Raw genomic sequence first — 24,479 nt, 5'->3', positions numbered from 1 at the left:
ACCGCGCCCCGTTTGTCTGTATAACTTGCGCGGTCGCTTTTAGCGATTGCCCAATGCGAGCGTGGTTTTGCGCGCGATATCCTCGATTGCGGCCCAGTCGCCTGCGATCATGTGGGGTACGGGGGCGACCCAGCTGCCACCAACCGTAACAACATTCGACAGGGCAAGGTATTCCTTGGCGTTTTCAAGGCTGACACCACCGGTCGGGCAGAACTTCACATCGGGCAGAGGGCTGGTCAATGCCTTGAGCATCGGTGTGCCGCCTGCGGCAGATGCGGGGAAGAACTTCAGCACTTCGTGACCCTGATCGGCCAGCGTCATAGCCTCCGTCGGGGTGTTGCAACCGGGCAGGAACGGGAACTTGTTTGCTGCGACGGCCTCCATCAACGGGGCAGGTGCGCCGGGGGACACGCCAAAGGCACATCCGGCGGCAAGGCACGCATCCACATCCGCCGCATTGCGCAACGTGCCCGCGCCGACGATGGCGTCGGGAACATTTGCGATAATCTCACGAATAGCATCCAGCGCGACGGGGGTGCGCAATGTCACCTCCAGCACCTTGATCCCGCCCGCGACCAGCGCTTGGGCCAATGGAACGGCGTGGGCGATGTCCTCGATCACGATCACAGGGATCATCGGGGCAGAGGAAGCGAGTTCATAGGTAGACAGGGTCATCTAGGTATCCTTGTAGCTATCGGGTTTCCCCAAATGCTCGTGCATGGCGCGAGCGGATATTTCTTAGGCAAGCACCGTCGGGTGTATTGCGCTGGCGCCACCGGCCGCAGGGCCAACATTCTGACGGAACACTTCGAACAATTCGCGCCCGATGCCAAAGGAGTTCGCGCTGAGATCTGCGGTGATCACCTCACGCGAGTCAAGATCGACGTTCAGAACCTCCAGCGTTCCGGCCTCACCATCTACGCGCAACATGTCGCCGTCACGCAGGCGGGCGATCGCGCCGCCATCTGCTGCCTCAGGGCTGAGGTGGATTGCTGCGGGCACCTTACCCGACGCGCCGGACATGCGGCCATCGGTGACCAGCGCCACCTTGAACCCCTTATCCTGCAACACGCCCAGTGGCGGGGTGAGCGAGTGAAGCTCGGGCATGCCGTTCGCCTTTGGCCCCTGAAAGCGGACAACGACGATCACGTCCTTGTTCAGCTCACCCGCCTGAAACGCTGCTTTCACTGCCTCCTGCGAATGGAAAATCATGGCGGGTGCCTCAATAATCCGACGCTCAGGTTTGACGGCAGAGGTCTTGATAACCGCCGTGCCCAGATTGCCGCGCAACAGGGTCAGGCCACCGGTTTTCTGGAAGGGGGCCGAGGCGGGACGCACGATCATGTCGTTGCCGGATTCCTTGGGCGCTTCCTCCCACGCGATCTGACCGTCGCGCAGGGTTGGCTCCTTGGTATAGTGGTGCAGGCCATGGCCCGCGATGGTCAGCACGTCATCGTGGACCAGCCCCTCGGCCAGCAACTCACGGATCATGTACTGCAAACCGCCCGCCGCGTGGAACTGGTTCACATCGGCCAGACCGTTTGGATAAACCTTGGCCATGGAAGGGGTTACGGCGCTGAGGTCGCTCATATCCTCCCATGTGATCGCGATGCCGGCGGCACGGGCCATGGCAACCATGTGCAGGATCAGGTTGGTGGAACCGCCGGTGGCGTTCAGGCCGACCATGCCGTTCACGAATGCCTTCTCGTTCAGCACCTCGCCAGTGGGCGTAAACTCGTTGCCAGCAGCGGTGATTTGCAAGGCACGCTTGGTCGCGGCGGAGGTCAGCGCATCGCGCAAATCGGTGCCTGGATTGACGAAGGAGGAACCGGGCAGGTGCAGCCCCATGAACTCCATCAACATCTGGTTGGTGTTCGCAGTGCCGTAGAACGTACAGGTGCCTGGCGAGTGGTAGGAGGCCATTTCGGCCTTCATCAGTTCATCACGACCAACTTCGCCCTTGGCGAACTGTTGACGCACAGCGGCCTTTTGATCGTTGGGTAGGCCCGATGGCATTGGTCCCGCAGGCACGAACACAGCGGGGATATGGCCGAAGGTGGCGGCGGCAATCACCAGACCGGGCACGATCTTGTCACAAATGCCAAGGAACATCGCCGCGTCATAGGCATTGTGGCTCAACCCGACACCGGCAGCCAAAGCGATTACATCGCGGGAAAACAGGCTCAGCTCCATCCCCGGCTGGCCCTGCGTAACACCGTCACACATCGCGGGCACGCCGCCAGCCACCTGTGCGGCACCGCCGGCGGCGCGGGCGGTTTGGCGGATCAGGCTGGGATATGTCTCATACGGTTTATGCGCTGATAACATGTCGTTATAGGCGGTGATGATGCCGATATTGGCAGCGGGTGAAAAGCTGAGCGCATCCTTGTCATCCGGCCCACAGCCCGCAGTGACGTGCGCCATGTTTCCGCAGGACAGTGCGGTGCGGTTTGGCCCCTGTTCCACCGCACGGCGCATCCGGTCCAGATAGGGTTCCCGAAGCGGTTTGGAGCGTTCAACGATGCGGTCTGTAACGGCCTGAATTTCGGCGCGGACGGTCATGGGGATCTCCTGCGGTCTAGGCTGTCGGCATGTGCCGATGCGATTTTGATTATGGTATAGTGCGCAATCAGATTTGCCACAAGCGGTTGGGCGATTGCCCTGAAATTGAGCGAATGCTCAGGCGCGTCGCCGCAGATGCGTCCCTATTACCAGAATATAACGACATGCATATGACTCCGTTTGACGCTGCACGTCGAAATCGTTCCCTAACGTCAGGTTCCATATCTCTTGCAAACTCATATAGCTGCGCCATGCTGATCCGACGGAGGTCACGGCGATTAACGACCGGACCCCAACAGGGGAGGATTGCGCAATATGGATGCGCTGCAACTGCTTATCGGCGGTGTTGCGAACGGCTGTATTTACGGTCTCGTGGCCCTCGGTTTCGTGCTGATTTACAAGGCGTCTGAGGCGGTCAATTTCGCGCAGGGCGATATGTTGATGCTCGGCGCATTTCTAGGCATTGCCTTTATTAACGGGGACCGCGCGGATCTGCCGTTTCTACTTGGGCTGATAGCGGCGTCGCTATGCCTTGGAGCGCTGGCCTATGCTCTGGACCGGTTTGTGCTGCGCGCCATTTTCGGACAGCCGCAATTCGCTATGGTGATCCTGACCATCGCGCTGGGGTTCATCCTGCGTTTCGCGGCGGGGACATTCTGGGGCTATGATCCGGTCAGCCTGGAAACACCGTTCGCCGGGGAGATCCTGCGGTTGGGCAGCCTGACCTTGGCTGTGGCGGACCTGATTATCATTCTGGCAACCGGCGCACTGACCTTTACGCTATGGCTGTTTTTCGGGCGCACGCGGTTGGGCGTGGCGATGCAGGCATCCTCGCAAAACCAGATGGCGGCATATTATATGGGCATACCGGTCAAGCGGGTGAACTCCATCGTTTGGGGCCTGTCGGGCGTGGTGTCCGCAATTGCCGGCGTTCTGTTCGCGGCCAAGGGGGCGGTAGAACCATCCGTCGGATTGCTGTTCGGGATCAAGGCATTTGCGGCCGCGGTTATCGGCGGTTTCGGCAGCCTACCCGGTGCCCTGCTGGGCGGATTGCTGATCGGCGTGATCGAGCAGGTCGCGGCACGCTATGCGCCATCCGGTTACTCACAAATCGCGCCATATGCCCTGATGCTGCTGGTTCTGATCCTGCGCCCCGGCGGGCTGTTCGCGCAAATCGCGCAGAAGAAGGTGTAGGCCATGCGTATCCACTTCAAACGCAGCTATGACGAAGATATCCGCCTGTTCGAGGATTGGCGGCGCATGGCGAAATACGCGGTTCTGCTGGCTGTGATGATCGCGTTACCTGCTCTGGTTAGCGCCTATTTTCTGGGCGAGGTCACGCTGGTGCTGATCTATTGCATCGCGGGTATGGGCCTGATGATCCTTGCCGGACATACGGGTCAGATCAGCCTGGGCCACGCGGCGTTTATGGCGATCGGCGCATTCTCGAACCTGTGGTTTATGGAGCAGGGCATGTCGTTCCTGCTGGCCCTGCCATTGTCGGCCGTGTTTACGGGGCTGGTGGGGGCGATTATCGCGCTGCCGATCCTGCGGCTGTCGGGCATCTATCTGGCCATCGCTACCCTAGCGTTGAGCATCATCATTGAGGATATCGCGATCATAGCCGAGCCGTTTACCGGCGGCGTTGGTGGCGTGTTTGCACCGCCGGTTGATGTGCTGGGAACATCGGTTGATCGCTACGGCTCGCCCAACCTGTTCTACTGGATGTGTCTGAGCGTGGTTGTGATCGTACTGCTGGGCTATGCGAACCTGTTGCGCTCGGCCACGGGACGGTCCTTTCTGGCGGTGCGCGATAGTGAGGTTTCGGCCCGTGCGCTTGGCGTGAATGTCACGCGGACCAAAGCGCTGGCCTTTGGCCTGTCCTGCGCCGTAACCGGAATTGCAGGGGCGTTATACGCCCATTTCGTGCAGGTCGTGAATTACGAAAGCTTCCTCGTACTGCTGTCGATCAACCTTGTCCTGTTGGTGGTGATTGGTGGTCTCGGATCGATCCACGGCGCGTTTTTCGGGGCGGTTGTCGTTGGACTGATGCCGCAATTTATCGCCATCGCGAGGGACTTTCTGCAAGGGTCAGTGGGGATCGATATCTCTGCCTATCCGGGGCTGGATACCACAGTATTTGCGGTGATCATCATCGCCATGGTGATCTATGAGCCGTTGGGGATTTACGGTTTCTACATGAAGATCAAAACGCAGTGGCAACTATTCCCACTGGCGCGGCGCGACATGTTCCGCCGCTCGAAATCCTACCTCAAAACGGAGCGGATGCGATGAGCTTGCTAAGCGTCGAGAACCTCGCCATCCATTTCGGTGGGGTAAAGGCAGTGGACGGCATTTCCTTTGACGTGCAGGCGGGTGAGGTGTTCACTATCGTCGGACCAAACGGTGCGGGAAAATCCACGATCTTTAACCTTATCAGCCGGTTCTATCAGCCGACCCACGGCAAAATCGTGTTTGACGGACAGGATATTACCCGAACACCCGCCCACAATATTGCGGAGTTGGGCATCGCCCGGACCTTCCAGAATATCGAGCTGTTTGACCATTCCACCGTGCTGCAAAACCTGTTGGTGGGTGGTCATACAAAGCGGCGCGCCAGTTGGATCGAGGATGTTTTGCATCTGCCACGGTCCCGCGCGAATGAACGTGAGGCCCGTCACGCGGTGGAGGAGATTATCGACTTCCTCGACCTTGCCGCCTATCGCGACAAGATGATCGCGGGTCTGCCCTATGGCGTGCGCAAGGTGGTGGAGATTGCCCGTGCACTGGCCAGCGATCCACGCCTGATCCTGCTGGACGAACCCGCCTCTGGCCTATCGGTTGAGGAAACGGCGGATATGGCGTTCTGGATCGAGGATATGAAAAAGGACCTCGGCCTGACCGTGCTGATGGTCGAGCATGACATGAGCCTGGTTTCCGCTGTATCCGACCGCGTTCTGGCCGTGGTGGAGGGCAAACCGCTGGCACTGGGAACCTCGGCCGAGGTGCAGTCCGACCCCCGCGTGATCGAAGCCTATTTGGGGACAGCCGCATGACCGCTCAAACACCTCCGAATGTGATGGAAGTCCGCAACGTCGAGACGTTTTACGGCCCGATCATGGCCCTGCGCGGCGTGTCCATTGACGTGCCGCAGGGCAAGATCGTCACGATCCTTGGCGCGAATGGCGCTGGCAAAACAACGCTGATGAAAACCGTGTCAGGCGCATTGGACCCTGAAAAGGGCACCGTCACCTTCTTGGGTGAGCGGGTTGAGGGATCAGAGCCCGACCAAATGGTGCGCCGCGGCCTTGCCCATGTGCCCGAGGGGCGCGAGGTCTTTCCGTTTCTAAGCGTTGAGGAGAACCTCAAACTAGGCGCCTATACCCGCCGCGACCGCGAAATCGGCGATGATATCGAGATGTGCTACCAGTATTTCCCGATCCTTAAGGAACGCCGCGCCCAACAGGCGGGCACGCTATCGGGTGGACAACAGCAGATGTTGGCGATTGGGCGCGGCCTGATGGCTCGCCCTAAGCTGATGCTGCTGGATGAACCCAGCCTAGGCCTGTCACCGCTGCTGGTGCAGGAGATCTTCGGCATCATACGGCGCTTGAACGAGGAGCAGGGCGTCACGATGCTGCTGGTCGAGCAGAACGCCCAGATCGCGCTGAACACTGCGGATTACGGCTATGTTCTGGAGATTGGCCGCATCGTAATGGCCAATGACGCGGATAAATTGCTCGCCTCCCAGGATATTCAGGAATTCTACCTCGGTGGGGGTCACGGCGCGAACCAGCGCGATCAGAAGCGTTGGAAAAGGAAGAAAACATGGCGGTGACAGTTCCGGACCCATTGCTGATTGATGGGCATGATACGGTTGTAAAACTGTGGGCGGCCAAATGCGCGGAGCGTGGTACCAGCACCGCCCACCGTGAAAAGGACCTTGGCATATGGCAATCCTATAGCTGGTCCGACTGGTATGACCGCTCGCAGGCTATCGGCATGGGCCTTGTCGAGCTGGGTCTGACGCGCGGCACTCCGGTCAGTATCCTCAGTGAGGATAACAAGGAGTGGCTGTATTGCGATCTGGCCATTGCGGCGGCCGGGGGTATTCCCAGCGGGGTTTATACGACGGATTCCGCCTCGCAATTGGAGTATCTGATCAACGATAGCGGCTCTGCGTTCCTGTTTGTTGAGAATGACGAGCAGCTGGATAAATACCTTGAGGTACAGGACCGCGTCCCCACCATCATCAAGGTGATTGTGTTCGACCCCAAGGGCTTGCGCGATTTTTCTCACCCCAAGGTGATGTTCCTGTCGGACCTGTATCAGATCGGTGAAAATGCGCCTGATGCGACCAATCGGTTCCGCGTGGCCATTGATGCCTCGCAGGCCGAGGATACACGGATGCTGATCTACACGTCCGGCACGACAGGCCCGCCCAAGGGGGCGATGATCTCTCATAAAAACATGCTGTTTCAGATGTGGGCAGGCCAGCAAGTGCTGGAGGTCAATACCAATGATGAGCAGCTTTGCTTCCTGCCGCTATGCCATGTGTTGGAGCGGATCGTCAGCGTGGAATACCCGATCTGCATCGGCTCGACCGTTAATTTTGCGGAGAGCCCCGACACGGTGTTCGACAATCTGCGTGAGGTGTCGCCCCACATTTTCACTGCTGTTCCGCGTTTGTGGGAGAAGATCTATTCCCGCGTTTTGATCCTGCGATCTGAGGCAACACCATTTGGTCGGTGGGCCTTTGACAAGGCCATGGCCAGCGGTGCGGCGGCCTTGCAGGGTAAGGCTGGATTGCTGCATCCGCTGTGGGATTTCTTCGTGTTGCGCAATATTCGCCAGATGATCGGCATGGACCGCAACCGACGCTCCACCACGGGCGCGGCACCGATTTCGCCCGATCTGATCCGCTGGTACGGCGCGCTTGGCGTGACGCTGCTTGAGGGGTACGGCATGACCGAAACCGCCGGTGTGGCCAGTGTGAATGTGATCGGGGACAATCGTATCGGCACCGTCGGATGCGCCTTGCCGGGTACAGAATTGCGCATCGCGGATAGTGGTGAAATCTGTCTGCGCGGTCCCAATGTGTTCAAGGGCTACTGGAGAAAACCTGAAAAAACCGCCGAGGATATCCGCGACGGTTGGCTGCATACCGGTGATGTTGGCCGTATCGGCAATGATGGTGCGATGACCATAACGGGGCGGGTCAAGGATATCATCATCACCGCCGGCGGTAAAAATATCACTCCGGCGGAGATTGAGAGCCGCCTGAAATTCAGCCCCTATATCTCCGACGCTGTGGTGATCGGGGATCGCCGTAAATACCTGACCGTGCTGATTATGATCGACCAGGAAAACGTCGAGAAATTTGCGCAGGACCATCAGGTGCCGTTCTCAGATTTCGCCTCACTCACCCGTGCGGATGAGGTGGTTGACCTGATCAATGATGTCGTGCGCGAGGTGAACAAGGATTTCGCACAGGTCGAACAGATCAAATATTTCCGGTTGATCGATATCCTTCTGACAGCAGAGGATGATGAGCTGACCCCGACGATGAAGCTGAAACGAGGCTTTGTCGAGAAGAAGCATGCGGCCTTGATCGATCAAATGTACTGAAAATCATAATGACGGGAAAACCCGCATTTCCATGGGAGGAAACTACAATGAAGACAACTTTTGCGGCCCTCGCGGCGACAGCTTTAATTGCCTCTGGCGCAAATGCGCAAACCCGCGGTGTTACTGATGATGAGATCATTATCGGCGCCTATCAGGATTTGTCAGGCGGATTTGCTGCGTTTTCGGTGCCGGCAGTTGAGGCGGTCAATCAATTGTTTGAGGAGGTGAATGCAGCAGGCGGCATCCACGGACGTCAGTTGCGCTATATCGTTGAGGATCACGGCTATCAGGTGCCCCGCGCCGCGCAGGCCGCGAACAAATTGGTCAATCGTGACAATGTGTTCGCAATGTTGTTGAGCCTTGGCACGCCGCATAACCTCGCCGCGTTTCGTGTGATGGACCCGAACGGTGTGCCGTCGGTCTTTCCGCTGACAGCCGCACGTCAGATGATCGAGGGGCCGGAGGAGTTGCGCTACACCGCGACCGCTTCGTATTATGATGGCGTGCGCGCCGCCGCCGGATTTCTGATCGAGGGGCAGGGGATCGAGACGGTGTGCTCCATGTATATCCCCTCCGATTTCGGTGAGGAAATCCATGAGGCGACCGTTGATGAGGCCGAAGCCCGTGGCGTGAACTACGCCGCCGAAACCACCCACCGCCCTGACGAGAGTGATTTCACCGGCGCGCTTGCCCGTCTGCGTGAGGCTGGGTGTGAGTTGATCACCGTCGCGCTGACCATCCGCCCGACAATTACGGTTGTCGCAACGGCCAAGCAAATGGGCTGGGACGACGCCCGGTTCCTCGTGTCCTCCGCCGGTTTCCACACTGCAATTGCAAAGGTGCCCGGCGGCATTACTGAGGGACTATATGCCGGTGCAGGTTGGCAGGATCTAGAGGCCCGCATGGAGACGCCAGAGGTTGCCGAATGGGTCGCCACGATGATGGACCGCACCGGAGAATTCCCGGGAACAGGTGCTTTGCTGGGGCAATCTGCGGCGCATGCTCTTGTTAACGCGCTCGAAATTGCGGGCCCTGATCTGACATTGGAGAGCTTTACCGCCGCGATGGAAACCTTGGATTATGATGATCCGATCGCTGGAAACCATATGCAGATGGGGCCGGGCGATCATGAGGGTGCGACTGAGATTTTCATCTCGCAGATTCAGGATGGCGGCTGGGTTCTGGTCGATACTGTCGAAACAGATTGATCCCGGGACAAGGCATTGCAGCGGCCCGTCTTGATGGCGGGCCGTTTCTACGCTTGCTGTGCGGGCGGTGGCTCCATAATGTCAGCCTATGAAAAAGGACGTTTCATATACTTTGCTAGGGGGCCGCGCTGCCGGTTCCCCCTATGGCAAAACGCAGGAGTGGTGGCCGCCGCCCCACCGTTGATTGACTGCAATCAACGTTCCAAACATATGAAACGATTAGGTTTTTAAATGACTGTTCAATCCTTGACGGTCCGCTCCACCACGCTTGACGTGATGTGGGCGGATGGTGCTATCTCGCAATTTCCCACGATATGGCTGCGCGACAATTGCCCCTCGGGCCTGCATCCGGAAACGCAAGAACGCATGCTGGATTTGCTGGCACTAGAAGATGAGCCAGAATTAATTTCAGCTGAGATCAATGAAAATATTGTCGATCTAAAATATGATGATGGTCACATCAGCTATATGCCGGTTGCGTTGCTTAGTACACATCGGCCTGGGCAGCGTGAATTTGATGCTGGTGATGTTCCTGCCAACCTTTGGCGTGGTGATTTAGGGAAGGTGGGCGTTCCCCGTCATACCGCGGCACCAGTTTTATCTGAAGATAGCGCCTTAAACGCATGGATGATGGATACTGCGAGTTTGGGCTTAGCTATTGTTGAGAATCTAGATGATAGAGTTGAGGCAGGTGTTGAGATAGCTCAGCGAATTGGCTTTCTGCGTCAGACTAACTTTGGAACGACATTTGAGGTCATAAACAAGCCTGATCCGAATAACTTGGCGTATACATCCGTTGCATTGCCGTTGCACACTGATTTGCCCAATCAAGAGGTTCCTCCGGGGTATCAGTTCTTGCACTGCCTCGCGAATGAGGCGACGGGTGGTGGATCGCTATTTGCGGATGGATTTGCGATGGCGGAGGATCTGCGGTTGGAGGATCCGGAGGCGTTCCGATTACTGTGTGAGGTGTCTATTCCGTTCCGGTTCCATGACGGTGATGCGGACATTCGGGTGCATAGGCCGGTCATCACTCTTGGTGCTGGCGGCGAGGTCATTGAAATCCGCTATAATGCTCATTTGGCTGGCATTTTTGATATGCCGACCGAGATTATGCCTGCATATTACCGCGCCTATCGGGCCTATATGGCGAAGACACGGGACGCGAAATATCGGGTCGAGCTAAAGCTGAAAGCGGGCGAGATGGTGGTGTTTGATAACCGCCGCGTGCTGCACGGACGGGACTCTTTTGACCCATCGACGGGCTTCCGCCATCTGCATGGATGCTACGTGGATCGCGGCGAATTTTTCTCCCGTCTACGGTTGCTGGCAAGTAATGGTTAGGGCTGCTTAGGTTCGAATACTTGATGCAAAAACAGGCTGGAAAGCGGCTGCTATGTGGCTGCTTTCTGGCTGGCAGATTTGGCGTTGGTGTCGGTACAGCCATACACCTTAAGTCGGTGAAAACCGATCAATCCCTTTTTGTAATGTGTGAATAAAAAAATGTAGAGCGTGCATATTTTTGCTCACTGCCTGCTAGCACCCTCCATAGTTTCGGTTTCCGCTGGCAGTTATTGTATAACGACCACCCCTTGGACCGGTGTAACATCTTGAGCTTGAGGACCTTGGTCGAACTGGCGTTATTTCTGGCGGACGATAAGTGGATAATTGTCTGGCTTGCGTACCCCATTCACATGCTAAGCCGTCACCGTCGCTATCCAAATTGTTGGGGTCTCTTGTGGGTCCACCATTGGCCAAAAAGAAACTTTGTGCCTGCGCGCCGCTGGAAAAATCATCACAGTTTCGAAGATCACTGGGTGAAGTCGGATATGATGCGTTGGGTCGGGGATAAAGTGCTAACCCAATATTCGCAGCGCTGTAAGTACCGTAGTTTGCTCCCAAACACTGTCTTTGGTTGCGTGCAGCAAGCTCAGTTTCAATCATCAATTTTGTTCGATTTGGAACAGCTTCGCTCCGATAGGCACTACATAGGGTCGAAGATGATTGCGTTGTGATGTCAGGCCAACTGGCTGTTGGTGTGTGAGATTCTAAAATCGCACTACATGACGTCAATAATATAAGTGCCGGATAAATTGACTTCATCATATATAATCCAATAATGTTTCGGTATTATTGGAGTATATAAAAATGAAATCAATGGGCGTATGCGGTTTCATTGGGCTCTAACCCCGCCGACGTCTGCGCCGACCGCCTTCCTCGCCATTTGTGTTGAAGCTTACATCAGGCAGTGGCGCAATCGCGCGTAGTTTTGCGTAGGCGTCTGTTGCGTGGGGGATGTTGCTGGCGGCTACGAAGTGTTCCTGGAATCTTGGCTCGACGGCTGTTTCAACCTTTACGATTTGGCGGACGGTGCTTTCGACCTCGCGGCGGGCGGCGGCGTTGAGTAGGGCGATGCGGGCGCCGGTTCCGGCGGCGTTTCCGGCGCTGGTTACTTTCTCGACATCACAATCGGGGATCATGCCCAGTACCATGGCGTGTTTGGGCGAGATATGCGCGCCGAAGGCACCGGCCAGCACGACGCGGTCTACTTCATCTACGCCCATCTGGTCCATCAGCAGGCGGGCACCGGCATAGAGGGCTGCCTTGGCCAACTGAATTGCGCGCACGTCGCCATTGGTGACGGTGATGCGGGGTGAGGTTCCGTCGCCCTCAAATAGTACATATTCATGGGTGCGGCCATTGGGCATACAGCGTTCTGTGCCGGTTTGCGCGGCAGAGCCGATCAAGCCGCTAGGATCGACGAGGCCCGCCATCCGCATTTCTGCAATCGCCTCGATAATGCCGGAACCGCAGATGCCGGTGATGGTTCCGGCTTCCTCGGTGAAGCCGTCCTCATCCGACCATTTTTCGGAGCCGATCACGCGGAAGCGGGGTTCCTTGGTCACGGGGTTAATCTCCACTCGCTCGATTGCACCGGGGGCGGCGCGTTGGCCGGATGAGATTTGTGCGCCCTCAAATGCGGGACCGGTGGGGGACGAGCAGGCGAGAACCTTATGCTTGTTCCCCAGCAGGATTTCCGCGTTGGTGCCGACATCCACGATCAGGACGAGGTCCTCGGACCGGTTCGGAGCTTCGGATAATGCAACGGCGGCGGCGTCTGCGCCCACATGGCCCGCGATGCAGGGCAGGATGTAAATGCTGGCCGAGGGATGCATGGTCAGGTCGAGCTCGGACGCCCACAGGGTCATACTGTCGGAAGTGGCCAGCGCGAAGGGAGCTTGCCCCAGCTCAACCGGATCAATGCCCAGCAGCAGGTGGTGCATGACGGGGTTGGCGACGAAGACAGCCTCAACAATCAGGGCAGGGTCAATGATCGCCTCTGCGGCGACGGTGTTAACCAAAGCTTGCAGCGCGGTGCGCACGGCGGTTGTCATCTCGGCCGCGCCGCCGGGATTCATCATGGAATAGCTGACGCGGCTCATCAAATCCTCACCAAAGCGGATTTGCGGGTTCATGATGCCCGAGGAGGTCAGCACTTTGCCGGTTTGCAGATCGCATAGATGCGCCGCGATAGTGGTTGAGCCGAGGTCGATGGCGAGGCCGTAAATCGTGCCCTCGTAATAGCCCGGCCAGACGTGAATGATGCGCGCCTCGCCCAGGCCCTTGCCCTGATAAACGGCGACTGTGACCTTCCATTTACCCTGCCGCAGCGCAGGTTGCAGGTGTTGCATGATCCGCAGGTCGGAGGTGGTGTTGGGCAGGTTCCATTGTTCGGCCAATGCCTTGCTCAACCGCTCCAGATCGCCGGAGGGTTCGTGCATATCCGGCTCCTCAACCTCAACGTAGTAAAGGCGGGTGGCAGGGTCGAGCACGATCTCACGCGTATCGGCGGATTTACGGACGACCTGTTTGTGCACTTGGCTTTCAGGGGGGACGTCGATGACAACATCGCCATTGACCTGCGCCTGACAGCCCAGACGGCGACCGTCGATCAGGCCGCGAATGGATTTGTACCGCTCCTCAACCGCGTTCCAATCGCTGAGCGCGTCGGGCTGCGAGGTAATCCCGTGCTTGGAGAAATCCCCAAAGGACGGCTGCACCTGACATTTCGAGCAGATGCCCCGTCCGCCGCACACAGAGTCGAGGTCAACGCCAAGCTGGCGCGCCGCGTCCAGCACCTTCGTTCCATTGGGGAAATGCCCCCGCTTACCAGAGGGCGTGAAGATTACGAGTGGATCATTCTGGGACATATCAGGGGCGCCTTTGCTGCACGTAATGCCTTGATATGCCAGCAGCGAGGGCTGTGAAAGGTGCAAGCCGTCGCAGGGCGGGGGAATTGCGACATTGGAGGCCGCAAGGGTGCAGCCTAAGCTTTATACCAAGGAATGAGATTATTTCTTCATCGAATATAGTTTGATGAAATAGGTGGTGTATATTGTGTCCCAATTTGGAGGTGGGTAAATGGCCGATAATTATCCAAAAATTGATAGCGTAGTCGGAGATTTAAGGATTTGCGCCGAAGCTGTTGCCAAATTGGGCGATAATATTGAATTTGAGAAATTATTTATCTTAGCTGCCATACGCAGAACGTTATCGTTAATAGAGGCGTTTCAGCATTCTGTTGAAGTTAGTAATGAGCAGATTTTAACGACGATATTGAGGCTGAATCTAGATACTTTGGCGAGATTTTACGCACTTTTTTGGGCTGAAGATACCGATGGAATGGATGCAGAAATTTTTGCCAAAAAGGTTTTTGATGGTGAGCGGATTAATCAAATGAAGCTTCGCAATCAAAACGAGAAGGCTACTGATGCATGGTTGATGAAACAGATCAAACCACTTGGGTCATGGATTGATCATGTTTACAAAAATTCTTCAGGAGCGGTGCACCTTTCAGATTTCCACATGAAGAGAGTCTACGCACAGATTTATGATAGAGAGACTGTGGAGGGTGTAGGGCTAAAAGTCAAAATGGCGTTCGGTGGGACGGAAAAAAACAGTAGTCCTGATGATTATCGAGACGCCGTATTGGGCTTTACGCATATATGCTTGCTGTTAGTTGATGCTATCAAGGATCGATGTGGATTGCTCGATCGCAGTGCAGAGTGAATAGCCCATAGATGGCGCAGCCCCGCAGGGCCGCGCCTAATGTATCTTACGCTGGCCGACGGCGGCGGCCACCTGCGCGGCGGCCGCGGGCGCCTGCTTCGGCTTCGCCCTCGGCTAGGACCGGTTTGTTGGCGCGGATCCATTCGGAGCCGTGCGCGTCGTTGTTCATCAGGAAGTTGGCGGCGCGGATCGCCTCCATTTCCTGCGGGCGCACGGGGTTCATAATGGCGGAGGTCATGCCCGACGCGATGGCCATGGGCAGGAACGCCGCGTTGATCCCGTGGCGGTTGGGCAGGCCGAACGAGACGTTGGACGCGCCGCAAGTGGTGTTGACGCCCAGCTCCTCACGCAAACGGCGAACCAGCGCGAAAACTTGCAGGCCAGCCGTGCCCATTGCACCGATTGGCATGACCAGCGGGTCAACCACGATGTCATGGGCGGGGATGCCGAAATCGGCTGCACGCTCGACGATTTTCTTGGCCACGGCGAAGCGGACATCGGGGTCCTCGGAGATGCCGGTATCGTCGTTGGAAATCGCCACGACAGGGACGTTATATTTCTTAACCAATGGCAGAACCAGTTCCAGCCGCTCCTCCTCGCCGGTGACGGAGTTCAGCAGGGGGCGACCCTCGCAGGCCTCCAACCCAGCCTCAAGCGCGCCGGGGACCGAGCTGTCGATGCACAGTGGCACATCGACCAGCGCCTGCACGCGGCGGATCAGTTCTGGCATCAGCATCGGCTCAACAAAGTTGTTGTCGGCGTAGCGTGCATCCTCGGCCATTTTGTTGGTGAAAACCGCGCCGGAATTCACGTCCAGCATGGTTGCGCCACAGGCCACTTGCTCCAGCGCGTCACGCTCAACGGTGGTGAAATCGCCAGCCTCCAATTCGGCAGCCAGTTTTTTGCGGCCTGTGGGGTTGATCCGCTCACCGATCACACAGAACGGCTGGTCGAAGCCGATGATCGTTGTCTTCGTCTTGGATTCGACAATGGTTCTGGTCATTTGGAGGAATTCCTTAAAGTTATGCGTTTGCGACGTGCGCAGCCGGTTGGCCGTGCAGGTCGGTATACTCGGCGGTCTTTTTGATGCCGCCAAGCGGGAATAGGTGGACGCTTTCAACGCCGAAGCCCGGATGCGTCGCCTTGTGCCGCGCCAGATCGGCGAGAAACTCATCCGGTGTAAAGGGCAGAACCAGTTTTGTCAGGTCCGCCGCGCGGCGTTGCAGCACGCGCAGCGACGCGCCAACGCCACAGGCCAGCGAGAATTTGATGAGGGTTTGCAGCTTGGCCGGACCCGCGACGCCGATATGGATCGGCAGGTCGATGCCCTCCGCTTGCAAGCGGTCGGCCCATTCGATGACGGGCTGGGCCTCGAAACAGAACTGGGTTGCGACGGCCATTTTAGCGTCGGTACGGTCCGAGAATTTCTGCTTCCACCGCAGGGCATCCATCACGTTGCGGTCGGAGCCGTCGGGGTCGATATCCTTGTTGCCCTCGGGATGACCACCGACATGCAGGCGATCAAAGCCGGCTGCATCGAACAGGCCGGTTTCCAGCAGATCCATCGAGCAGTGGAAATCGCCGCGCGGCTCGGTCACGCCGCCGGCAATCAACAATCCCTGATTAACGCCGATATCTGCATAGCGGCTGATCCATTCGGCCAGCGTTGCCTTGTCCGCGATGATGCGCGCCGGGAAGTGCGGCATGGCGGTAAAGCCCTGATCGGTTAGGCGCGCGGCGGTGGCGACCATGTCCTCGATCGGGGTGCCGTCAATATGGGCGATATAGACGCGGGTGGATTGGGGCAAAATGGCGCGGAAATCTTCGATCTTTTCCGCTGTACGGGGCATTACCTCGATCGAGAAGCCGTTCAGAAACGACGCGATTGAGGGGTCACCGGCGGTACTGGCCGGTTTGCGCCGCATGAACGAGAGGATGTTGCTCATTGTCTTCTCCACCAAAGCAGGGCGTCAGGCCCGCATCACCATGGCGGGCTGTCAGGCCCGACCTCCATTTGCGATCAGGGTCAGGATGCGGTCCTTGTCGTATTCAGCGTCGAGGCGCGCTGCCTCGGCCGCTGCGATTTCGGCCTGCTCACCGTCAACCACGTAGGGGTCCGCCTTGCGCCAATCGGCAAGGTAGTCATCCGTGGAGGCGGCGCCCGTTTTCATCGCGGCGCGGTCGATTGCCTGCTCGAAACGTTCGGGCAGTTGTACCTTGGCGGCGCGACGCCCTTTGCCAACGATGACCTGCGCAGGAATGTCGCGCCAGTAAACTATGGTCACATCGGGCATTGGGGGGCGTCCTTGTTTCTGATCCGTATAACCGTGATAGCGTGCACGGCACCGGTGGTGTGCATTGGCGCGACCTAGAATGCGTCATTCCCGACATAGATATGCATCGGAAGCTGTCGGAAAACAGCGCTGGTCGCTTTTTCATCTTGTTGCGTCGCATATAGTGCCTTAGTTCAGAGGGCAACTGGTGTGTTCACGAGGAAATTGAAAATGCGTCCGACACTGTCCTTCGAGTTTTTTCCGCCCATGTCGCCTGCGGCAAACCTGCGGCTGTGGACTTCGGTTGAGCGGCTGGCACCCTTGGCGCCCAATTTCGTCTCCGTGACTTATGGTGCGGGCGGTACAACCCGTGCGCGGACGCTGGCGGCGATTTCCACCATTCGTGAGCGTGCGCGGCTGAACGTTGCGGGCCACCTGACCTGTGTTGGCGCCACGCGTGACGAAACGCTGGAGGTTGCTCGCGGTTTCGCCAAGCAAGGCGTGCGCCGTATTGTTGCGCTGCGCGGTGATGCCCCAAAGGGCGCGGATAAGTTCGAGCCACATCCCGATGGTTTCGTCAGCGCGGCTGAACTGGTCGGGGCGCTGCGCGAGGAAGGGTTCCGCGATATCTCCGTTGCGGCCTATCCCGAGAAGCATCCAGAGGCGACGACGCTGGAAACCGACATCGATAACCTGAAGCGTAAGCTGGACGCTGGCGCGACCGATGCGATCACGCAGTTCTGCTTCGACACGGACACGTTCTTTCGCTTCCGCGATGCGGCGGCAAAGGCGGGCATTACCGCGCCAATCGTCCCCGGCATCCTGCCCGTTGAGAATTTCGCCAAGATGAAGAATTTCGCGGGCCGTTGCGCCGCAGCCGTTCCGGCGTGGATGGATCAGGCATTCGGCAACGTAGAAACCGACGCCGAGGCGCATTTGTTGAGCGTTTCAATCGCGGCGGAGCAATGTTCCGAGATGATGGCGCAGGGCGTGGATCACTTGCACTTCTACACGCTAAACAACCCCGATCTGACCTTTGACATCTGCACGGCCATCGGGATTGAGCCGATTGCGATGCAGGGTGTTGTTGGCGGAACTGCCTGACATAAGGGTTTTCGCGGTGTATGGGTGACGCCTGTTAACCGAAGGTGATCCCATGCCCACGCTTGCCATTGTCCTGATCGCGATCATCGCGGTGCTGCATTTGTATATCTGCTGGTTTGAAATGTTTGCGTGGGAATCGCGAGGGCCAAAGGTATTTCGCAGCTTTCCCAAGGGCCTATTCGCGCAGACCAAACCGATGGCGGCAAATCAGGGGCTGTATAATGCGTTCCTCGCAGCGGGTTTGATTTGGTCGCTGCTGATTGGTGATGCGGATTGGGCGGGTAATGTTGCGCTGTTCTTTCTTGGTTGCGTTACCATTGCGGGCGTTTATGGCGCGGCGACTGTGTCACGCTCCATCGCTTATGTGCAAACTGTGCCAGCTGTTTTAGCTATTGCCGCTGTTCTGTTTGGTTGAGTGATAATGCAGCGCGGTCACAAAAACGTTTGATTGCCAGATTCGCGGCAAAGTTCCGGTTTTAGGCGCTGCTTGCCGGAAAATGATGTGCAGGGCGGTGCATTGCGCACTGCCTAGCCTAGAATTTGTGCATTTAGCGGCAGATGCCGTGACGCAACGGCTGGGCGTGGCTTGCAGGTGGACCGGTGAAGGGATAAATCAGGTCAATGTCCGGCGTTTCTGTGCGTGGCATCAGAAATGGAGCACCTCTTCAAATGCGCGCCCAAGGCCACACTCACAACCGCAAAGGCGCGCGCGGCAAGGGCTTCGGCAAGGGTCGCGCTGCGCATGGCAGTGACCGGCCATTATATGCCGCGCTGGATCTGGGCACAAATTCCTGCCGAATGCTGATCGCCGCCCCGCATGAGGCAAGCTTTCGCATTGTTGATGCGTTTTCAAAATCCGTAAAGCTGGGCAAAGAGTTAGAGCGCACAGGATCGCTTTCCCAAGCGGCAATTGCGCGGACCTTGGGTGCATTACAGGTTTGCGCGACAAAATTGCGCCGCCACGGTGTAAAGCGGTTCCGGCTGGTCGCGACGGAGGCCTGTCGGCGGGCTGAAAATGGCGATGCGTTTCTAAAACAAGTCACGCGGCAGACCGGTTTGAAGCTGGAGCTGATCGATCCGGCGGAGGAAGCACGACTGGCTGTCGTTTCCTGCGCGCCGCTGGTCGATCCATCCGCGTCGCAGGTTTTGGTGATCGATATCGGCGGCGGCTCGACCGAACTGGTCTGGCTGGACATTGGCGATGTGCCGCCAGCCGAGCGGCGTGCCGCCATTATGAAGCTGCAATTGGCGCGTAAGCGCGGGGCGGATATCGCCCTAGCTGCCGGTCATTTGCGCGTTGTGGATTGGATCAGCGTACCGCTGGGCGTGGCCACATTGCATGAGCGGTTTTCGGATGTTGAGGATCGCCGATCCCGCTTTGCATTGATGAGTTGGTATTTCGAGGAGCAGATGGCGGAGTTCACGCCCTATATTGATGCGGAACTTCCTGACTACCTCGTGGGTTTCCAGATGATAGGAACATCCGGCACCGTCACAACCGTTGGCGCGGCGCATCTGGGGTTAACCCGTTATGATCGCACCGCCGTTGATGGGATGAGCCTGACGGGTGATGAGATTAACACCGTGATTGACGGTTTTCTGGGACAGGGGTTCCAGACCCGCATTGGTAAGCTGGGAATTGGATTGGATCGTGCGGATCTGGTCATTTCCGGCTCTGCCATATTACAAACTTTGTTGCGCATTTGGCCGACTGATCGGTTGAGCGTGGCGGACCGAGGACTGCGCGAGGGGATGCTCTACGCGATGATGAGCGCCGATGGTGTGCTCACCCAGGAGGATGGCTAACATGCCAGCGAAAAAACCAGGCGGAAACACCTCAGGGCGCGGAACGCGCGACCTGCATGTGAAGGTGAAAACCGCAAAGGGCCGTAAGATCAGCTCGAAACTATGGCTGGAACGCCAGTTGAACGACCCCTATGTCGTGGCGGCGCGCCGTGACGGGTATCGTGGGCGTGCGGCATATAAGATTCTGGAGCTGGACGATAAGTTCCGCTTCCTCGTCCCCGGTGCACGGGTTGTCGATCTGGGCAGTGCGCCCGGCGGCTGGGCACAGGTTGCGGTACGGCGGGTCAATGCGCTGGCCGACCGGAAGTCCAAATTGCAGGGCACCGTTCTGGGCATCGATTTGCAAATGATCGACCCTATCCCCGGTGCGGAACTGCATGTCCTTGATTTCCTCGAGGATGATGCAGATGAGAAGGTGAAGGGCTGGCTGGGCGGTCAGGCCGATGTTGTCATGTCCGACATGGCGGCCAGTGCGTCGGGACATAAGCAGACCGACCACCTGCGCATCATGTCATTGTGCGAGGCCGCGGCCTATTTCGCCATCGACGTTTTGGACGAGGGTGGCACATTCGTGGCCAAGGTTCTGGCCGGTGGTGCCGAAAACGACCTGCTGAATATGCTCAAGAAAAACTTCACCAAGACGATGCACGTTAAGCCGCCATCCTCGCGGTCGGATAGCTCTGAGAAGTTCGTGATTGCCACCGGCTTTAAGGGCCGCCCGGATCAGGGCGAGGGTTAAGCCTCGGGCTCCAACCAAACGTTATTCAGGTGCATCTCCAGCAGGGGGTGCACCGTATAATTGTGCACGTTTTGCGCGCTATGGGCAAAAACCGACCGCCAATAGGGCTGGATGATAACGCCAGAATCCTGCAACTTACGCTCCACCCCGGCCATAATAACCCGCCGCTGATCCGCATCGGGCAGGGCGAGAGCGGCGTTGAGCAGCGCGTCAAATTCCTCATCAGCATAGCCGGTTTCGTTCCACGCCTCACCACTGCGATAGGCCAGCGCGAGGTTTTGCACGCCCAGTGGACGGTGGTTCCAGTCCGTCGTGGAAAACGGGTAATTCGCCCAGTTTTGCGCATAGGCATTGCCCGAAATGATCGTCCGTTTCACCCGAATACCTGCGTCCATCAACTGGGCGGCAATCGCGTCAGAGGTCATGGTGCGCCAATCCCCATCGGTTGAGATCAGCTCGAATTCGGTGTTCAGATGACCCGCTTGCACCAACATAGCGCGGGCGCGGTCGGGATTTGGGGCAATTCGGGGCAGCGCGGCATATTCAGGGTGCATCGGCCCAACGTGGTGGTTCTCCGCCGGAGTACCGTAATTTCCGTGTCCCAACTCCAGCACGATTGCATTATTGACGGCCAGTTGCAGGGCGTTGCGCACGATCTTGTTGTCATAGGGCGGGTGCGTGACATTCATGCGGGCGACAATTGTCGCGGCGGTGTCGATATGGGTGCGGGCGAAACCGGCCTGATCCAGACGCTCAACAAATTCGTGCTGAGTCTGATCGTTTACGTCAACCTCACCGGCGAGGAAGCCCTCAAGCTGCGCAGTTTTGTCGGCGCCGTAATCGCGCATCTCGATCCGGTCTAGGTATACTTCCTGCCCCCAATAGGTGGCGGGATCGCGTTTTTCAAAGGTCGCGTGATGGCCCACCGCCAGCTCGATCAGGCGGAAGGGGCCGGTGCCTATCGCGCCCTCGCTCAACGGGACGGACCCGTCAAAGGACCGGTGCACGATCAGCGCGGGATAGTCGGACATGCCCGGGATCAGCGTGATATCAGGGCGGGGCAGGGTCAGCGTGATGGTATAGGCGTCCTCAACCCGCATCACTCCATCGGCCAGCTGGTTGGTGTCGGGATCAATCAGCGTGCCCATGCGCGCCGCCATTGAATTGCCTGCTGCGTTGCGGTCGCACCAGCGGCGGATATTGTGGGCGACATCCTGCGCGTCAAAGGTGGAGCCGTCAGACCACAGCACCCCCTCGCGAATATGCAGGACGTAGCGGGTTGCGTCCTCGTTCGCCTGCCAACTGTCCAGCAGCATGGGTTGGAAGGTCATGTCGTTGCTGTAACGGACAAGGGTTTCCAGCACTTGCCGACCTAGATTGCCCATATCAGGCCAGTCAAACAAGCGCGGATCGTCCATTTTCATGACGTTCATCGCGGCGCGCAATGTGCCGCCCATCCGGCCAGTGCGGGGCTGTGCCGCCATTGGTGTGGCACCGATCAGGCCATAGGCCGCTGCGCCGCTGACACCCAATGCGGTTGCTGTTGCCAGAAATTCCCGCCGCGATAACGTGCCCAGTCTCTCCTCACGCGCCAATTGTTTGGCACGGGGGTGAAGCGACGGCTGGGCGGTGCGGGGCGCTGGCATGTCGTGTCCTTCCTGACGGCTGGTGAGCAGGGTAGCATGCCCACCAGCCGCGATTGCTATCAAATGCCCGTCATTGCGGGTTTTTTAGTGGTGAATGTTGCGATCAACCGGTGCAGCCCGTGGAAGTGCCAGCGATCAGTAAATGTGGGTTCCTCGGTCAATGTCAGGTCCGGCAGACGTGCGATCAGGATTGGCAGCGCGATGGAGATTTCCAACCGTGCCAGCGGCCCGCCCACACAGAAATGCAGACCCGCGCCAAGCGCCAGTTGCGGACCCGGTTCGCGGGTCGCGTCAAAGCGGGTGGGATCGGTCCAGACGGCGGGATCACAATTTGCAGCGGCCAGCAGCAGGCCGACCTGTTCCCCCTTGGCAAAGTGATGGCCGAACACCTCCACGTCCTGCATCGCATAGCGCGAGAACAGGTGTAGGGGCGGGTCGTGGCGCAGGATTTCCTCGGTCAGTTTGGCGGGATCGTGGGCGTGCCATTGGCCGGTTTCGGTTAGCGTCTTGATCCCGTTGCCAAGCGCGTGGACTGTCGCCTCATGCCCCGCATTCAGCAGCAGGATGCAGGTCGCGATCAGTTCATCAGCGGAGAGCTTTTCGCCGCCTTCCTCCGCCGCGATCAGGGCGCTGATCAGGTCGTCACGTGGTGCCGCACGGCGTTCGGCCAGATAGGTTTCCAGAAACGCGCGGAACGCATTGGTGGCGGCAACGGCTGCATCCTCAATCGCGCGATCACGGCGGATTTGATACATCGCAACCATGTCATGCGACCACCGCAGCAGGTCGTCGGCGCGATCCTCTGGCACGCCCAATAGGCGGCAGATGACGATGACGGGCAAACGTTCGCAAAACTTGGCGAGCAGGTCGTCTCCCGGTTGAAGATCGTCGATTAGTTGATTGGTAAGGCTGAAGATATCAGGAGACATTCCCTCGACCGTGCGCGGGGTAAAGGCGCGGGTAATCAGGCGGCGCAGGCGCGTATGCTCGGGCGGTTCACGGTCCAGCAGGGACAACCGGTCGATGTCGTAGAACGGTGCGACATGGGGTGGAACCTCAACCGGAAACGGGTTTTCGCGGCCAAAGCGTCGGTCGCGCAGCAGGGCGTTTACCTGCTCGTGACCGGCGGCGACGGGCATCGAAAGCTCGTCCCACATGACCAGCGGACCGGCGGCGCGCAGGGTGTCATATGCTGGATACGGGTTCTGAACAAAGGCCGGATCAAGCGGGGATTGGGAGAAGGTCGGCAGGCTCATGGTGCGTTCTCCAGCGCTTGCTCCAGATCCGCGATCAGGTCGGAAACGGACTCGATGCCGATGGACAGGCGCAGCAGCTCGGGCGCGACGACGCTATGCGGCCCTTCAACCGCGATGCGGTGCTCGATCAGGCTCTCGACTCCCCCCAGCGAGGTGGCAGGAATAAAGACCTGTGTGTGGGTCGCGACGTGGTGCGCTGCCTCACGGCTGAGGGCGACCAGCGACAGCATTCCGCCAAAGCCGTTGGTCATTTGCCGCGCCGCAATTGCGTGGCCAGGATGCGAGGGCAGGCCGGGGAACAGCACGGCGGACAGTTTGGGGTGGTTTTCGAAATGCTTGGCAATTGCCATCGCGCTCTCGCTCGCACGCTCAAACCGCAGATGCAGGGTGCGCAGGCCACGGATTAGCAACCACGCCTCGAACGCGGCCATAACGGTGCCCTGCAAGGTGCGGATCATCCGCAGCTCATCCGCAAAGGGACCTGTTTCGGACAGGGACAGCACGCCACCAGTAATGTCGGAGTGGCCGTTCATATATTTGGTGGCTGAGTGAAAGGCGATATCCGCGCCCAGTTCTAGCGCCTGTGTGGTACAGGGCGAGGCAACGGTGCAATCCACGGCCAGTTTTGCTCCGGCGGCGTGGGCTAGCTCCGCTGCCTCTGCAATGTCGGTGATGTCCCAATTGGGGTTGGTCGGCGTTTCGATCCACACGATTTTCGTATCGGGGGTGATTGCCGCCGCCAGCGCGCCGTCTTGCGTCGCGTCGTAGAAGGTCGCCTTGACCCCCCGCTTTTCAACCAAGCGGTGCAGCCAGCCAATGGTGCCGTGGTAGCCGACGATGGGGCAGGTGACGTGATCGCCCGCCTCCAGCGTTTCGAACAGGGCGACGGCTGCGCTCATCCCCGAGGTGAACAGCAGTGAGGACGCAGCCCCGTCCAGATCAGCGAGGATCGCCTCCGCATGTTCAACGGTCGGGCCGCCATCGCGGGCGTAAACCGCGTTGCCGATGGGCATGTAGTCGCCATCGCGGGCAAAGGTCGAGGCCGGCTCAATCCCCGGCACAACGGCGCCATGCACCGGATTGATGAAGTGCAGGGCCTGAGCGGTGCGTGTGGCCGGTGAAAGGCTGAGTTGGCTGGGCTTCTTCATTGGGCACTCCTAAATATGTCACCCGTGTTATTACGTAGG

Annotated in this window: 22 protein-coding genes; 12 read left to right on the top strand and 10 right to left on the bottom strand. The window is 58.3% G+C overall.

Annotated features, from left to right (window positions below; all coding sequences use genetic code 11):
- Nucleotides 1-39 precede the first annotated feature (39 nt).
- The gene (gene eda / locus CR254_RS09005; RefSeq protein ID WP_097929506.1) at nt 40-675 is read right to left on the bottom strand and encodes a bifunctional 4-hydroxy-2-oxoglutarate aldolase/2-dehydro-3-deoxy-phosphogluconate aldolase; all 636 of its coding nucleotides are present in this window, start codon (nt 673-675) and stop codon (nt 40-42) included.
- 63 nt (nt 676-738) lie between these two features.
- Nucleotides 739-2,562 carry a phosphogluconate dehydratase gene (gene edd / locus CR254_RS09000; protein WP_097929505.1) on the bottom strand — a complete coding sequence of 608 codons (1,824 nt, stop codon included), beginning with the start codon at nt 2,560-2,562 and terminating at the stop codon, nt 739-741.
- Nucleotides 2,563-2,877: 315 nt separating this feature from the next.
- Between edd and CR254_RS08995 the strand changes: the two genes are divergently transcribed.
- The 7 genes from CR254_RS08995 (at nt 2,878) to CR254_RS08965 (ending at nt 10,742) form a co-directional block, all read left to right on the top strand.
- On the top strand, nt 2,878-3,756 hold the full coding sequence (locus CR254_RS08995) for a branched-chain amino acid ABC transporter permease (protein ID WP_097929504.1): 879 nt from the start codon (nt 2,878-2,880) through the stop codon (nt 3,754-3,756).
- A 3-nt stretch (nt 3,757-3,759) separates the two neighbouring features.
- Nucleotides 3,760-4,857: a branched-chain amino acid ABC transporter permease gene (locus CR254_RS08990; protein ID WP_097929503.1), complete on the top strand. Its 1,098-nt coding sequence runs from the start codon at nt 3,760-3,762 to the stop codon at nt 4,855-4,857.
- Nucleotides 4,854-5,618, top strand: a complete 765-nt coding sequence (locus CR254_RS08985) for an ABC transporter ATP-binding protein (protein ID WP_097929502.1) — start codon at nt 4,854-4,856, stop codon at nt 5,616-5,618. Before CR254_RS08990 ends, CR254_RS08985 begins: the two co-directional genes overlap by 4 nt.
- Nucleotides 5,615-6,400: an ABC transporter ATP-binding protein gene (locus CR254_RS08980; protein ID WP_097929501.1), complete on the top strand. Its 786-nt coding sequence runs from the start codon at nt 5,615-5,617 to the stop codon at nt 6,398-6,400. Before CR254_RS08985 ends, CR254_RS08980 begins: the two co-directional genes overlap by 4 nt.
- Nucleotides 6,391-8,190, top strand: coding sequence for an AMP-dependent synthetase/ligase (locus CR254_RS08975; protein WP_097929500.1), 1,800 nt, complete (start codon nt 6,391-6,393; stop codon nt 8,188-8,190). Before CR254_RS08980 ends, CR254_RS08975 begins: the two co-directional genes overlap by 10 nt.
- A gap of 47 nt (nt 8,191-8,237) precedes the next feature.
- Nucleotides 8,238-9,398, top strand: coding sequence for an ABC transporter substrate-binding protein (locus CR254_RS08970; RefSeq protein WP_097929499.1), 1,161 nt, complete (start codon nt 8,238-8,240; stop codon nt 9,396-9,398).
- 231 nt (nt 9,399-9,629) lie between these two features.
- Nucleotides 9,630-10,742 carry a TauD/TfdA family dioxygenase gene (locus tag CR254_RS08965; protein ID WP_097929498.1) on the top strand — a complete coding sequence of 371 codons (1,113 nt, stop codon included), beginning with the start codon at nt 9,630-9,632 and terminating at the stop codon, nt 10,740-10,742.
- Nucleotides 10,743-10,934: 192 nt separating this feature from the next.
- Here CR254_RS08965 and CR254_RS08960 read toward each other — a convergent pair whose 3' ends face one another.
- Nucleotides 10,935-11,342 carry an excalibur calcium-binding domain-containing protein gene (locus CR254_RS08960; protein WP_245851525.1) on the bottom strand — a complete coding sequence of 136 codons (408 nt, stop codon included), beginning with the start codon at nt 11,340-11,342 and terminating at the stop codon, nt 10,935-10,937.
- A gap of 239 nt (nt 11,343-11,581) precedes the next feature.
- Nucleotides 11,582-13,609 carry an ASKHA domain-containing protein gene (locus CR254_RS08955; RefSeq protein ID WP_097929496.1) on the bottom strand — a complete coding sequence of 676 codons (2,028 nt, stop codon included), beginning with the start codon at nt 13,607-13,609 and terminating at the stop codon, nt 11,582-11,584.
- 211 nt (nt 13,610-13,820) lie between these two features.
- Between CR254_RS08955 and CR254_RS08950 the strand changes: the two genes are divergently transcribed.
- Complete coding sequence (locus CR254_RS08950; protein ID WP_097929495.1) at nt 13,821-14,468, top strand: hypothetical protein; 648 nt, start codon at nt 13,821-13,823, stop codon at nt 14,466-14,468.
- A gap of 46 nt (nt 14,469-14,514) precedes the next feature.
- Here the strand turns inward: CR254_RS08950 and CR254_RS08945 are convergent, their stop codons facing one another.
- The 3 genes from CR254_RS08945 to CR254_RS08935 are packed head-to-tail and all read right to left on the bottom strand — an operon-like array spanning nt 14,515 to nt 16,762.
- Nucleotides 14,515-15,471, bottom strand: coding sequence for a methyltetrahydrofolate cobalamin methyltransferase (locus tag CR254_RS08945; RefSeq protein WP_097929494.1), 957 nt, complete (start codon nt 15,469-15,471; stop codon nt 14,515-14,517).
- A 19-nt stretch (nt 15,472-15,490) separates the two neighbouring features.
- A complete protein-coding gene (locus CR254_RS08940; RefSeq protein WP_097929493.1) occupies nt 15,491-16,414 on the bottom strand; it encodes a methylenetetrahydrofolate reductase in 924 nt (307 codons plus the stop codon).
- A 51-nt stretch (nt 16,415-16,465) separates the two neighbouring features.
- Nucleotides 16,466-16,762, bottom strand: coding sequence for a virulence factor (locus CR254_RS08935; protein ID WP_097929492.1), 297 nt, complete (start codon nt 16,760-16,762; stop codon nt 16,466-16,468).
- Between the two features lie 210 nt (nt 16,763-16,972).
- Between CR254_RS08935 and metF the strand changes: the two genes are divergently transcribed.
- From metF to CR254_RS08915, 4 genes are all read left to right on the top strand, one after another.
- The gene (gene metF / locus CR254_RS08930; RefSeq protein ID WP_097929491.1) at nt 16,973-17,845 is read left to right on the top strand and encodes a methylenetetrahydrofolate reductase [NAD(P)H]; all 873 of its coding nucleotides are present in this window, start codon (nt 16,973-16,975) and stop codon (nt 17,843-17,845) included.
- Between the two features lie 52 nt (nt 17,846-17,897).
- Entirely contained in the window at nt 17,898-18,260 is a 363-nt protein-coding gene (locus CR254_RS08925; RefSeq protein WP_097929490.1) for a DUF1304 domain-containing protein, read from the top strand.
- A 254-nt stretch (nt 18,261-18,514) separates the two neighbouring features.
- Nucleotides 18,515-19,651, top strand: coding sequence for a Ppx/GppA phosphatase family protein (locus tag CR254_RS08920; RefSeq protein ID WP_097929489.1), 1,137 nt, complete (start codon nt 18,515-18,517; stop codon nt 19,649-19,651).
- Nucleotides 19,644-20,390, top strand: coding sequence for an RlmE family RNA methyltransferase (locus CR254_RS08915; RefSeq protein ID WP_180955947.1), 747 nt, complete (start codon nt 19,644-19,646; stop codon nt 20,388-20,390). The genes CR254_RS08920 and CR254_RS08915 overlap by 8 nt, the downstream gene beginning before the upstream one ends.
- Here the strand turns inward: CR254_RS08915 and CR254_RS08910 are convergent.
- Genes CR254_RS08910 through CR254_RS08900 form a run of 3 tightly spaced genes read right to left on the bottom strand, consistent with a single transcriptional unit; the run spans nt 20,387 to nt 24,440 of the window.
- Nucleotides 20,387-22,036, bottom strand: a complete 1,650-nt coding sequence (locus CR254_RS08910) for an ABC transporter substrate-binding protein (RefSeq protein WP_097929487.1) — start codon at nt 22,034-22,036, stop codon at nt 20,387-20,389. The genes CR254_RS08915 and CR254_RS08910 overlap by 4 nt on opposite strands.
- A gap of 59 nt (nt 22,037-22,095) precedes the next feature.
- Complete coding sequence (locus tag CR254_RS08905) at nt 22,096-23,292, bottom strand: cytochrome P450 (RefSeq protein ID WP_342744478.1); 1,197 nt, start codon at nt 23,290-23,292, stop codon at nt 22,096-22,098.
- Complete coding sequence (locus CR254_RS08900) at nt 23,289-24,440, bottom strand: trans-sulfuration enzyme family protein (RefSeq protein ID WP_097929486.1); 1,152 nt, start codon at nt 24,438-24,440, stop codon at nt 23,289-23,291. Before CR254_RS08900 ends, CR254_RS08905 begins: the two co-directional genes overlap by 4 nt.
- Nucleotides 24,441-24,479 lie beyond the last annotated feature (39 nt).

Origin of the sequence: Pontivivens marinum (assembly GCF_900231835.1) — a bacterium.
GTDB classification, from domain to species: domain Bacteria; phylum Pseudomonadota; class Alphaproteobacteria; order Rhodobacterales; family Rhodobacteraceae; genus Pontivivens; species Pontivivens marinum.
The sequence above is the reverse complement of the archived record's forward strand: the minus strand, read 5'-3'. Positions and strand labels throughout refer to the sequence as shown.

Bases quoted from the DNA above. Each gene is read 5' to 3' on its own strand.
- CR254_RS08940 (WP_097929493.1), bottom strand. From the start codon at position 16,414: ATGAGCAACATCCTCTCGTTCATGCGGCGCAAACCGGCCAGTACCGCC.
- CR254_RS08905 (WP_342744478.1), bottom strand. From the start codon at position 23,292: ATGAGCCTGCCGACCTTCTCCCAATCCCCGCTTGATCCGGCCTTTGTT.
- CR254_RS08910 (WP_097929487.1), bottom strand. From the start codon at position 22,036: ATGCCAGCGCCCCGCACCGCCCAGCCGTCGCTTCACCCCCGTGCCAAA.
- CR254_RS08975 (WP_097929500.1), top strand. From the start codon at position 6,391: ATGGCGGTGACAGTTCCGGACCCATTGCTGATTGATGGGCATGATACG.
- edd (WP_097929505.1), bottom strand. From the start codon at position 2,562: ATGACCGTCCGCGCCGAAATTCAGGCCGTTACAGACCGCATCGTTGAA.
- metF (WP_097929491.1), top strand. From the start codon at position 16,973: ATGCGTCCGACACTGTCCTTCGAGTTTTTTCCGCCCATGTCGCCTGCG.
- CR254_RS08980 (WP_097929501.1), top strand. From the start codon at position 5,615: ATGACCGCTCAAACACCTCCGAATGTGATGGAAGTCCGCAACGTCGAG.
- CR254_RS08935 (WP_097929492.1), bottom strand. From the start codon at position 16,762: ATGCCCGATGTGACCATAGTTTACTGGCGCGACATTCCTGCGCAGGTC.
- CR254_RS08945 (WP_097929494.1), bottom strand. From the start codon at position 15,471: ATGACCAGAACCATTGTCGAATCCAAGACGAAGACAACGATCATCGGC.
- CR254_RS08995 (WP_097929504.1), top strand. From the start codon at position 2,878: ATGGATGCGCTGCAACTGCTTATCGGCGGTGTTGCGAACGGCTGTATT.
- CR254_RS08970 (WP_097929499.1), top strand. From the start codon at position 8,238: ATGAAGACAACTTTTGCGGCCCTCGCGGCGACAGCTTTAATTGCCTCT.
- eda (WP_097929506.1), bottom strand. From the start codon at position 675: ATGACCCTGTCTACCTATGAACTCGCTTCCTCTGCCCCGATGATCCCT.
- CR254_RS08915 (WP_180955947.1), top strand. From the start codon at position 19,644: ATGGCTAACATGCCAGCGAAAAAACCAGGCGGAAACACCTCAGGGCGC.
- CR254_RS08900 (WP_097929486.1), bottom strand. From the start codon at position 24,440: ATGAAGAAGCCCAGCCAACTCAGCCTTTCACCGGCCACACGCACCGCT.
- CR254_RS08950 (WP_097929495.1), top strand. From the start codon at position 13,821: ATGGCCGATAATTATCCAAAAATTGATAGCGTAGTCGGAGATTTAAGG.
- CR254_RS08960 (WP_245851525.1), bottom strand. From the start codon at position 11,342: ATGATTGAAACTGAGCTTGCTGCACGCAACCAAAGACAGTGTTTGGGA.
- CR254_RS08985 (WP_097929502.1), top strand. From the start codon at position 4,854: ATGAGCTTGCTAAGCGTCGAGAACCTCGCCATCCATTTCGGTGGGGTA.
- CR254_RS08965 (WP_097929498.1), top strand. From the start codon at position 9,630: ATGACTGTTCAATCCTTGACGGTCCGCTCCACCACGCTTGACGTGATG.
- CR254_RS08920 (WP_097929489.1), top strand. From the start codon at position 18,515: ATGCGCGCCCAAGGCCACACTCACAACCGCAAAGGCGCGCGCGGCAAG.
- CR254_RS08990 (WP_097929503.1), top strand. From the start codon at position 3,760: ATGCGTATCCACTTCAAACGCAGCTATGACGAAGATATCCGCCTGTTC.
- CR254_RS08955 (WP_097929496.1), bottom strand. From the start codon at position 13,609: ATGTCCCAGAATGATCCACTCGTAATCTTCACGCCCTCTGGTAAGCGG.
- CR254_RS08925 (WP_097929490.1), top strand. From the start codon at position 17,898: ATGCCCACGCTTGCCATTGTCCTGATCGCGATCATCGCGGTGCTGCAT.